The sequence below is a fragment of the Candidatus Avelusimicrobium caledoniensis genome (assembly GCF_902756455.1).
Classification (GTDB): Bacteria; Elusimicrobiota; Elusimicrobia; order Elusimicrobiales; family Elusimicrobiaceae; genus Avelusimicrobium; species Avelusimicrobium caledoniense.
The window spans coordinates 1-9,782 of record NZ_CACVRB010000035.1 but is presented as its reverse complement, the minus strand read 5'-3'; the positions used below and the strand labels follow the sequence as shown (position 1 = coordinate 9,782).

Here is a 9,782-nt window from a genome sequence, read left to right as displayed (position 1 = left end):
CGAAACATTGTCAGGCGTAGCCTGACCTACATTTATATTTTTTTGCATAAAATTCTCCTTATATATTTTTTCGCGTTCCTTTATTATCGTTTTTTTTTTTGATTTGTCAACCCCCTTGCCGGGGGCAGGCAAAAGGCCTCGGACCTCTGTATGCGTATGATGTTATCTTTCGCAAGGGGGAACTTCGTGTTATTTTGCAACGATCTCTTGCCGGGGGCAGGCGTGAGGCCTAATAGCGTATCTACGTCAAAACCGGGCCAAGCGGGCTTGTAAATTGGTAAAATTTATACATATAAGGAGGAAATTATGTTTGATAAACTGGGACAATTGAAAGATTTGTGGAAGCTCAAAAGCCAAATGGAAGAACTCAAAAAACGGCTGGATAATATGGTCATCAAAACCGACAGCCCGCGCCATTTGGTGGAAATTACCATGAACGGGTCTATGGAAGTAAAAGAAGTGCGCATTGATCCGCTGGCTAAAAATTTTTCTGAAGAAGAACTGGCCAAAGACATCAAAGACGCTTTTAATAAAGCCGTGCGCGACACGCAAGCCATGGCCGCACAAGCCATGGGCGGTTTGGGCGGACTCCCGCAAGCATAATGAATTACCAAGATAAAGTAATAGCCGTGTTTGGCGCGTCGGAAGATCCGTCCAAGTTCGGCTACAAAATTTTAACCGATTTAGCCGCTAACGGCTTAACCGTGTACGGCATTAACCCTAAGGGCGGACATATTAAAGGAAATACGTTTTTGACGTGTCTGGCAGACGTGCCAGCCAACGTGGACGTGGCTATTATGGTTGTGCCGCCTGTTGCCTTGTCCGGTGCGGTGGAACAATGTATCCAAGGCGGCGTGCGCGAAATTTGGTTTCAGCCCGGGGCACGCTCGGAAAGTGCTTTTCAGGCCGCCACGGCTGCGGGCATTCACGCCGTAAACAGTTGTTTTATGGCAGAAAACGGATTTTGGTAATGGTAAATTTTTCCGACGATAAAATTTCTTGCTTGGGGCTCGGCACATGGCCGTTTGGCGGCGGGTATGACTGGGGGGAATTGGACGAACCCGCGGCCCAAAAAGCGGTATTATCGGCGTTGGAACAAGGAATAAATTTTATTGATACCGCCCCCGTGTACGGCAACGGTCAAAGCGAGACCTTTTTGGGCCGCGTCTTACAGGGCCGACGGGAAAAAGTTTTTTTAGCCGGAAAATGCGGGCTTGTTAAAAACGGCAGTTGGACCGATCACGATTTGCACCCCCAAGCCATTTACAAACAACTTGCGGAAAGCTTAACACGTTTAAAAACCGACTATTTAGATTTGTATCAAATCCACTACCCGGACCCGAAAGTACTGCTGACAGACGCGGTGGCCACCTTAACACGGTTGCAAGAAAAAGGGCTCATCCGTTACATCGGTTTATGTAATGTGTCGGCGGCGCAAATTCGCGCGTGCACGCAAGCGGCAAAAATTTTTTCCGTGCAAAACGAATTTTCACTATTACACCCGCAAAAAGGATTGGACGTGCTGGACGCGTGCCGCGCGTGCGGGGCGCGGTTTATCGGCTACGGCGTGTTGTGCGGCGGCATTTTAAGCGGCAAATATAAAACCGCGCCGAATTTGCGACGGGCCGATGCGCGCAATTATTTTTATAAATGTTACCGCGGAACTGCGTTTGACGACGCACAAAAAATTGTTTCGCGCGTGCGGGAAACGGCCCGTCAAAAAAATACCACTCCCGCGGCAGTTGCCGTGGCGTGGGCGTTGCAACAACCGGGCGTATCGCACGTGCTTTTCGGGGCACGGAACGAAGAGCAAGTGCGGCAAAATACGGCGGCGTTGCACGTAAAATTAACGCCGCAAGAAATGTTATTTTTAGAGGGGAAAGATGCAAATTAACGAGTTGGAAAATTTTGTTAAAACCGTACTGCCTAAAGTGGGCGTAAACAAATTGCGCGAGCTTACCCGGCTTGTGTACGAAATTGCCAAGCGCGAAAATTTACCGCCGCAACAAATTTTAATTCCGTCTAAAAATGATACGTTTGAAAGCGTCAAAACCGCGCTACTCAAACGCCGCTATCCCGTGAATTTCAAAACAGCAAATAAAAAACAATTTTACTTGCCTAAGCTGGAATCGGACGAAAAATTACGCGCAGATTTAACCCCAAGGCCGTTTTATCCGAAAACCGTTTTTATAGAAACGTCCGTCAAAAATTCGCCACTCGCCGCGCGTGTGCGGGCGGCTTTTCCCAATGCCGAGTTTAAAGATACCGACGGGAAAACCCAAGTGGGCAGTGCCGATTTTTCACGCCGCACCGAAACGCTGTTAATTCACCAAGAAAAATACGATTTTCTAAAACCATGTCCGTGCAGTTGCGGCTCGGCGGGGTGCGGGTATAATTTGATCAATTTGGGTTTTGGGTGCCGCTTTGAGTGCGAGTATTGTTTCTTGCAACAATACCAAAATCTGCACGCGATTTTATGGCCCGCCAACGTGGATGAATTTTTGCAAAAACTGGACGGGGGAAATTTTAACAAGGGGCCGTTTGACAGGCCGCGTATCGGCAGCGGGGAGTTTACGGACTCGTTGGTGTTTGACGATATTACACAATATTCGCAAGCACTCGTGCCGTTTTTCCGCGCGCGTGCGCAGTGGCAGTTTGAGTTCAAAACAAAAAGTGTGAATATCGGCGGGCTGTTAAAGGTGGGGGGATGTGAAAATGTGGTGGTGTCGTGGTCGGTTAATTCTTCTAAAATTACCGATGAAGCCGAACATTTTACGCCCGGTTTAACCGCGCGTTTGCAAGCCGCGTGCGAAGTGGCCCGTGCGGGATATCGTATCGGTTTTCACTTTGACCCGGTGGTTATCTACGACGGATATGAGCCAGATTATGCGCGTACTATACAAGAAATGGCCGACACGTTGCCCGCGGATAAAATTGCTTGGATCAGCGTGGGGACGCTGCGCTTTAGCCGCGAGCTCAAAAAGCAAATTGAAATGCGCTTTCCTAATAATTTTATGTTGGACGGCGAGTTTTTGTTAGATTTTGACGGCAAAATGCGCTACGGAGACAGCCAACGCATCGCGGCGTATCAATTCCTCGTGCCGCTACTTCGCAAAACCTTTCCCAAAGCGCACGTCTATTTGTGCATGGAAGACCCGCAGGTCGCTAAGATGTTTAATTGATTTGATAACAAGTATATTGGTTTGATGTGTTGGTCGCATTGGTTTTGCCATTACTGAATGTTTTGCACATTTGTACTCCTTTGGCAGAATATCCAAAACAGCAGATGGTGTCATTTACTTGATAATAATTGAAAGAATAAAAAGTGCTTTGCGGTATGCGTTGTGCAATAGCAATAACGGCATTGTTTTCATCGTTCCATGCGTGTGTTCCATATTGAAAATACTTTGAACTTTTGCGGGTTCCCGCTACTGTATATGTTGAAGTCCCGGGGATCTCAATATCTAAATCGTCTATATTCTCGGGGTATGTACCGTTTGCCATATAGTAAACACGGTTAGCATTTGCAATTGCTTTGAGAATGGTTAATGCCTCTGATGCACGTGCCTTTTCCACCGCCATTTCGTATTTGGGCAACGCTACCGCCGCTAAAATGCCGATGATAAGTACAACGACTAATAATTCAATAAGTGTAAATGCTTGTTTGCTTTTCATGTTGTTTCTCCTTATTTGTTTTTTACCGTCCCTTTATTATCGTTTTTTTTTTTGATTTGTCAACCCCCTTGCCGGGGTACTCGCCGTACGGGCAAAGAGGCCTCAAACCTCTGTATGTGTATGATGTTATCTTTCGCAAGGGGGAACTTCGTGTTATTCTGCAACGCCCCTTTGCCGGGGCAGAAAAAAGACATAAAAAAACCCCGCCGTTTGGCGGGGTTTAAATCAGTACAGATTTATTTGACCAGTTTATTTAACGCTTCGCGGTAATCGTTGGCGCGGTCGGGTGAGAAACCTTCCCATTTTTTAATCATGCGGTGCTTTTTGTCAAACAGTACCGTATGCGGTAATCCTTGTACGCCAACGCCTTCGGCCAATTCTCCGCCGTCATAGAGCGACTTAACAGTAAAGTTATGCTCTTTGAGGGCTGCTTGAACGGGGGCGGCGTCGTTATCCATAAATACGGCCACGATTTCAACTTGGTCGCCAAATTCGTTGGCTACTTCCATGACGGCCGGCATCGTTTTTTTGCACCACGGACACCACGACCCCATAAATACAATCATCACGGGTTTTCCGCTATAATCGGCCGAGTTCCAGATTTCTGTTTCCACGGCGGGTAGTTGTACTTCGGGTAGCGTAGCTACCGGCGGGACCGATTGCAAGCAAGCGGTCATTCCCAAAGTGCAGACAACGGCTAAAACTAATTTTTTCATATTCTCTCCTTTATATTGAAAAATCCCCCAAGGGGCTTTTATTATGATAGAATACAAAAGATGGGGAAAAGAATCAATCATTTTGGAAGGTTACTTGGCGAGCGTGTAGATATTTTGGTCATGCCGCGCTTTGGGTCTTCATTTAAATTCAAAATGCGTGTACTAACGCTCGTGCTGCTCTTTATTGTTTGGTTGTGCGTGACGTTAGCCGGATTCATTTTCTTTGCCCGAGGGTATGATTACCAAATTACCAAAGCCGATAATCAGTTGATGCGTATGAAAATGAAACTGATTGGCGATGAATTGGAACGCGGCCGCAAGTATTTAGAGCTTACCCGCACTACCGATACGCAAATGCGCCAAATGCTCGGTATGCCGGGCGGCAAATTTATCAACTTGCCCAAAGGGTGGGAAGCCGCTAAAGAAAGAGAAGATGCACAAGCGCGCGAAATGTTCCAAAAAGATTTAAAGGAACTTTCCACGCAAGATTTTGAGTCGTATATTGATAAAATAGAGGACAGTGCCAAAATGCGTTTGGCCAGTTTCCAAGAAATCGCTTGGTACTTCGCCAACCGCCGCGAGGGGCTGAACTCCACGCCGTCTATCCGCCCGTCCAGCGCGCCGATCAGCTCGGGATTCGGATATCGGTTAGACCCGTTCGGACACCGCACCACCAAACGCCACAACGGCGTAGATTTTGCGGGCAAGCCCGATAGCCCTATTTTGGTAACCGCCGACGGTGTTGTGCGTCATGCGGGGTGGGTGCCCAGTTACGGGCAAGCTATTTTGGTAGATCACGGATTTGGGTATTCTACGTTGTACGCCCATACGACCGGCATTCAGGTAAAAGCAGGCGATGTGGTAAAACGTGGCGATAAAATCGCCACCATGGGTTCCAGCGGACGTTCCACCGGAACACATTTACATTACGAAGTGTGGAAAGACGGACAAGCCGTCAATCCGCGAAACTATTTTAAATAATTTAGGAGGAAGTTTTTATGGGTTTTTTGAAAAAAGATTCAGATTTTTCTTCGGGTGAACATTACTCGGTGGTGAGTGCGGAATGTTATTTCCAAGGTACGCTTAGCGTGCAGGGCTCGCTGCGGGTAGAGGGCACATTAGAAGGAAATGTAGATAATGCCCGCCACGTAATTGTGGGTTCCGAAGGGAAAATCAAGGGCGATGTAACGGCGCAGATGGTAGTATGCGGCGGTGCAATTGAAGGAAATGTGTGTGCGGAAATGCTGGAAGTGCTGGGCCCGGCTTCTATCAAAGGCGATATCCGCGCTAAAAAAATGATGGTGGAGGAAGGGGGCCGGATCACCGGACAATGTGTCATTGGCGAAGTGGAAGAAGAAAGCCCCGTTCCCGCCCAAGAACAAGTTGCATAAAGGAGAAAACATGATTTCGTTTCTGATTAAGTACAAAAAAATTATCCTCATTGTTACGTTAGCTTTCTTTTTAGGCAGTATCGTCTATTTAGGGTTAGATGCCTACCACCGCGGTAATTTTAGCACGGTGGCGGCCAAAGTCGGCTCGGAAGAAATTTCCTACCGCCGTCTTAGCAAACTAACCGAAGACCGCGCCCAAGTATTGCGCCAACAAGGCATGGACGTGGACGAAAATATGTTGAATTTTTTACGCCAGCAAGTATTGGCCGGACTTATTAGCGAAGAAGTATTAACGCAAGCTGCACGTGAAGCTAAAATGGCGGTGTCTGACTATGAAGTGGCGTTTGATATCCAACACTCGCCGTTTTTTGGTGGAGCGCAAGGTCAGTTTAACCGGGTGGCGTATGAAAATGCGGTCCGCCGGGCTACGGGCTTTACGCCCGCTGAATTTGAAGCACAACTGCGCCAAAGTAAATTGGCGGACCGCTACCGTGTGACGTTATATTCTCTTTATAAATTGACGCCGGCGGAAATTCAATATGCTTATCAGGTTCAACACGGCAATTTGAAAAATTTTGATAAAAACAAGGCCGATTTTGCCAAACAACTCATGGATACTAAAATGGAAACGGCCCAAAAAGCGTTCTTTGATGCATTCAACCAACGTGTAACTATCAAAACATTTTTACAGGACTAAGTATGGTTAGTGAAGTGTTAGTAGTGGGTTCTGTGGCCTTTGATACCATTGACAATGCCAACGGAAGCGTCAAACGTGTGTTGGGCGGTGCGGCCAGTTATGCCTCAATTTGTGCCAGTTATTTTGTGCAACCGTCGGTGGTGGCGGTGGTCGGCACGGACTTTACCGATACAGACCGCGCCCCTTTCATTAAACGCGGCGTAGATTTGTCCGGCTTGCAAGTCAAAGAGGGAAAAACTTTTCACTGGGGCGGTAGTTACGATAAAGATTTCAATACGGCCGTTACTAAGTTTACCGATTTAAATGTGTTCCAAGATTTTAACCCGGTCTTGTCGTTGCAACAGCAAAATGCCAAAGCTGTTTTTTTGGCTAATATAGATCCGGAGTTGCAACTGTCCGTTTTGAAACAAGTTAAAAAACCGCGTTTGGTTGCGTGCGATACGATGAATTATTGGATTTCGTCCAAAAAAGAAATGCTACTCAAAGTAATCAAACGTATTGATATTTTATTTTTAAACGAAACAGAGGCGCGCCAACTGACCGGCGAATATAATTTAATAAAAGCCGGCAAGATATTGCTGTCCAAAGGCGTCAAATACGTAATCATCAAACTGGGATCCAACGGGTCTATGCTCGTTAGCAAAAAAGGGATTGCCCAATTGCCGCCGTACATTTTGGAACACGTACACGATACCACGGGCGCAGGCGATACGTTTGGCGGCGGATTTACCGGCTATTTAGCCAGTTTGAAAAACTGGGACACGCTTAAATCTATCAAACGCGCGATGATGATTGGTAACGTAATGGCCTCGTTTACGATTGAATCGTTTAGTGTGGCGCGGTTGGCCGGGCTTACTAAGCGCGATATCAATAAACGCTTGAAAGATTATACTACGATGTTGTCGTTTGACTAGAGCGCGGTATAAAATTATTTTCTTTTTGTGTGAAATTTGGTAAAATAAGAATAGAGATTTTAAGCCGGGGTGCTGGAATTGGTATACAGGATAGTCTCAAAAACTATTGCCCGCACGGGCTTAAGGGTTCAAGTCCCTTCCCCGGTAAAAATTTAAAAAACCACCTGAAAAGGTGGTTTTTAAATTTTTGTCGGGGAGCGCACCCACTGCTGGGTGCGCGTAAGGGACTTGAAGCCCGGAGCGATGTTTTTGTTTGAGCGTGCGTAAGCCGCGAAAGGCAAAAACCGCGAGGGCGGGCCCGGGCAAAATTTCCGTCAGGAAATTTATGTAGGGCAAGTCTGCACCCACTGCTGGGTGCGCGTAAGGGACTTGAAGCCCACGCCCGCTGACCCTGTGGGCCGCCAACGCGTAAAAATTGTAACATACTGCCGCGGTTATAAAATAGTTAAAAAAATATTTAAAAAAGAGCTTGACTTAATTAAAAAAATGATATACAATAAAAGTATGGCAAAATATAACATACACACACTGAGTGAAAAAGAAGCGATTGTTCGCTTCTACAAAGAGAACGGTTGGCAAGCCGTTTTTGAAAAATACAAAACTCCGCGCGCCACGCTGGCCCGTTGGATGGCTTTAGTAAAACATGCTGATCCGTCCAATGCGCATCCGTTAGCGCGCCGGCGGCTTATCCGCCCGGAAACGGTTGCTTTTGTAAAGCAATATCATAAAAAACATCCTGAACTGTCGTTGGAACAGCTTCGTCAAGTGATATGCAAAGAGAAACAAAAAATCTCTCGCACCACCATTTGGCATATTCTCAACGACCGCTAATATGGTTTAGGAAAATTAAGTTCTTAAAAGCCGCCTGTTTAGTGCGGCTTTTTTGTGAAGGTTTTTCCCACTATGAAAAAATTAGTTACAAGTATTTGTTTGACCGTTCTTTCCCCCATGATGTTCGGTCAAGTATATCACGCAGGCGAAACTGAACAAACGGTTTCGTCCGCCCCGCGTTGGGAAGTATCTGTGGGGGTAACCCGTTCCAACTTCCAAGTACGCGACGGCGCCGATGAACGTATGTTCAAAAGCGAGGACGGCTTGACGGCGCGCGGACTCTATTATCCGGTGCGTTGGTTGGGCGTTGGGCTGCAAGGGACTTGGTTTGATAAAGAAGATTTTGTGGGTGACAATACGTACAAAGATACGCGTTATGACCTGCTTACCAAGTGGATACTTACACCGGACACACGACCTAATTTATACGTCTTGCTGGGTAGCGGTTACCGCACGCAGGAAGTATCGTACGCGCACCTGGTTAAGCACACTAAACACAACGGGTATATGCTGGCGGCTTTGGGTTTAGATGTGGAAATTTCGCACGGATGGTTTATCGGCGCAGAGGGGCAGTTGTCATATTTTCCGCATAAAGAAATTGATAAACTTTTGCATGCAAATAAGCGCACCGAGCGCGTATTAAACGTGCGCGTGGGTGTGCGTTTCTGATAGTATATTTATTGAGGCAGAATAAAAGCGGCAGATTTTTTATCTGCCGCTTTTTTATTACGGGAGGTCATAAATACGGTTGAATTGGCTCTCGCCGCGCAAAGTTCCTTTCATTATTTGCACGCAATAAGCCCCTGCGGATAAAGACGAATCAAATAAAATGTTCGCCCCGCTTGTTCTTTCCATACATAAAATAGGTAGATCTTGATAGATTCCAGATAGGCCGCTCATTAGATTAAACCGAAAACCGGCCCCTTGGTATTTGCCGTTTGTGCGTATCATATATAGATTCACTCCGTAGCCACCGCTGCGGGCATCTTCTATTTGTATGGTCCAATTTGAGTCCGATTTCGTGTCCGTTTCGGTACCTACTAGAAACTGCGTGTTTCCCGTCCATGGGATATCAACGGCGAGCTCGTCAAATTTGGTAGCGTACTCGCCGTTGGCAAGCAAATAGGCCTGTTGGGCTTGGGCTACGGCTTTTAATAACGTAAGGGCTTGTGTGGCCTTACTGCGCTCCACTACTTTGATATTGCGGCAGAGCCACCGCCGCCAATATGCCGATGATTAACACCACGACTAAAAGTTCTATTAACGTAAATGCTTTTTGGTTGTTCATATTGTTTACTCCTTTGTTGTTTTTTGCGTCCCTTTATTATCGTTTTTTTTTTTGATTTGTCAAGCCCCGTCCGCTTTTCTGGCACCAGAAAAGCTAGCAAAAGAGTGCCGCCCCTGGGTGCTATAAAAAGCAGACGAAATGGGAAATTTTTCAAACTCGCTAACGCTCAAACATGAAAAATTTCTTATCCATTTCGGCGCTTTTTATAAACAGCACTCAAGGGGCGGATAAACAACAACAGCAAAAGAACACAACAAAAACAGTGTGGCT

14 protein-coding genes and 1 tRNA gene are annotated in these 9,782 nt (G+C 46.5%); 11 read left to right on the top strand and 4 right to left on the bottom strand.

Annotation, left to right across the window (positions count from 1 at the left end; all coding sequences use genetic code 11):
• Positions 1 to 306: 306 nt before the first annotated feature.
• Genes ACQY2W_RS07070 through ACQY2W_RS07055 form a run of 4 tightly spaced genes read left to right on the top strand, consistent with a single transcriptional unit; the run spans position 307 to position 3,182 of the window.
• On the top strand, positions 307 to 603 hold the full coding sequence (locus ACQY2W_RS07070; RefSeq protein ID WP_428050751.1) for a YbaB/EbfC family nucleoid-associated protein: 297 nt from the start codon (positions 307 to 309) through the stop codon (positions 601 to 603).
• Positions 603 to 971, top strand: coding sequence for a CoA-binding protein (locus ACQY2W_RS07065; RefSeq protein WP_428050750.1), 369 nt, complete (start codon positions 603 to 605; stop codon positions 969 to 971). Before ACQY2W_RS07070 ends, ACQY2W_RS07065 begins: the two co-directional genes overlap by 1 nt.
• The gene (locus ACQY2W_RS07060) at positions 971 to 1,894 is read left to right on the top strand and encodes an aldo/keto reductase (protein ID WP_428050749.1); all 924 of its coding nucleotides are present in this window, start codon (positions 971 to 973) and stop codon (positions 1,892 to 1,894) included. Before ACQY2W_RS07065 ends, ACQY2W_RS07060 begins: the two co-directional genes overlap by 1 nt.
• Positions 1,884 to 3,182, top strand: a complete 1,299-nt coding sequence (locus tag ACQY2W_RS07055) for an SPL family radical SAM protein (RefSeq protein WP_428050748.1) — start codon at positions 1,884 to 1,886, stop codon at positions 3,180 to 3,182. Before ACQY2W_RS07060 ends, ACQY2W_RS07055 begins: the two co-directional genes overlap by 11 nt.
• On the opposite strand, the gene ACQY2W_RS07050 is transcribed toward ACQY2W_RS07055, so the two are convergent.
• Entirely contained in the window at positions 3,175 to 3,675 is a 501-nt protein-coding gene (locus tag ACQY2W_RS07050) for a type IV pilin protein (RefSeq protein WP_428050747.1), read from the bottom strand. The genes ACQY2W_RS07055 and ACQY2W_RS07050 overlap by 8 nt on opposite strands.
• Before the next feature lie 236 nt (positions 3,676 to 3,911).
• Positions 3,912 to 4,391 (bottom strand): TlpA family protein disulfide reductase, encoded by a 480-nt coding sequence (locus tag ACQY2W_RS07045; RefSeq protein ID WP_428050746.1) that lies wholly within the window; start codon positions 4,389 to 4,391, stop codon positions 3,912 to 3,914.
• A 60-nt stretch (positions 4,392 to 4,451) separates the two neighbouring features.
• On the opposite strand from ACQY2W_RS07045, the gene ACQY2W_RS07040 reads away from it, so the two are divergent.
• The 7 genes from ACQY2W_RS07040 to ACQY2W_RS07010 all read left to right on the top strand — a co-directional run bounded on the left by ACQY2W_RS07040 (position 4,452) and on the right by ACQY2W_RS07010 (position 8,893).
• On the top strand, positions 4,452 to 5,372 hold the full coding sequence (locus tag ACQY2W_RS07040; protein WP_428050745.1) for a M23 family metallopeptidase: 921 nt from the start codon (positions 4,452 to 4,454) through the stop codon (positions 5,370 to 5,372).
• 17 nt (positions 5,373 to 5,389) lie between these two features.
• On the top strand, positions 5,390 to 5,782 hold the full coding sequence (locus ACQY2W_RS07035) for a bactofilin family protein (RefSeq protein ID WP_428050744.1): 393 nt from the start codon (positions 5,390 to 5,392) through the stop codon (positions 5,780 to 5,782).
• Positions 5,783 to 5,792: 10 nt separating this feature from the next.
• Entirely contained in the window at positions 5,793 to 6,479 is a 687-nt protein-coding gene (locus ACQY2W_RS07030; RefSeq protein ID WP_428050743.1) for a SurA N-terminal domain-containing protein, read from the top strand.
• Positions 6,480 to 6,481: 2 nt separating this feature from the next.
• Entirely contained in the window at positions 6,482 to 7,393 is a 912-nt protein-coding gene (locus ACQY2W_RS07025) for a PfkB family carbohydrate kinase (protein ID WP_428050742.1), read from the top strand.
• Between the two features lie 63 nt (positions 7,394 to 7,456).
• Positions 7,457 to 7,540 (top strand) — tRNA-Leu (locus ACQY2W_RS07020).
• 357 nt (positions 7,541 to 7,897) lie between these two features.
• Positions 7,898 to 8,224: a hypothetical protein gene (locus ACQY2W_RS07015; RefSeq protein ID WP_428050741.1), complete on the top strand. Its 327-nt coding sequence runs from the start codon at positions 7,898 to 7,900 to the stop codon at positions 8,222 to 8,224.
• A gap of 72 nt (positions 8,225 to 8,296) precedes the next feature.
• Complete coding sequence (locus tag ACQY2W_RS07010) at positions 8,297 to 8,893, top strand: outer membrane beta-barrel protein (RefSeq protein ID WP_428050740.1); 597 nt, start codon at positions 8,297 to 8,299, stop codon at positions 8,891 to 8,893.
• 57 nt (positions 8,894 to 8,950) lie between these two features.
• Here ACQY2W_RS07010 and ACQY2W_RS07005 read toward each other — a convergent pair whose 3' ends face one another.
• A complete protein-coding gene (locus ACQY2W_RS07005; RefSeq protein WP_428050739.1) occupies positions 8,951 to 9,415 on the bottom strand; it encodes a type IV pilin-like G/H family protein in 465 nt (154 codons plus the stop codon).
• Positions 9,402 to 9,512 (bottom strand): type IV pilin protein, encoded by a 111-nt coding sequence (locus tag ACQY2W_RS07000; protein ID WP_428050738.1) that lies wholly within the window; start codon positions 9,510 to 9,512, stop codon positions 9,402 to 9,404. Before ACQY2W_RS07000 ends, ACQY2W_RS07005 begins: the two co-directional genes overlap by 14 nt.
• Between the last annotated feature and the right edge of the window lie 270 nt (positions 9,513 to 9,782).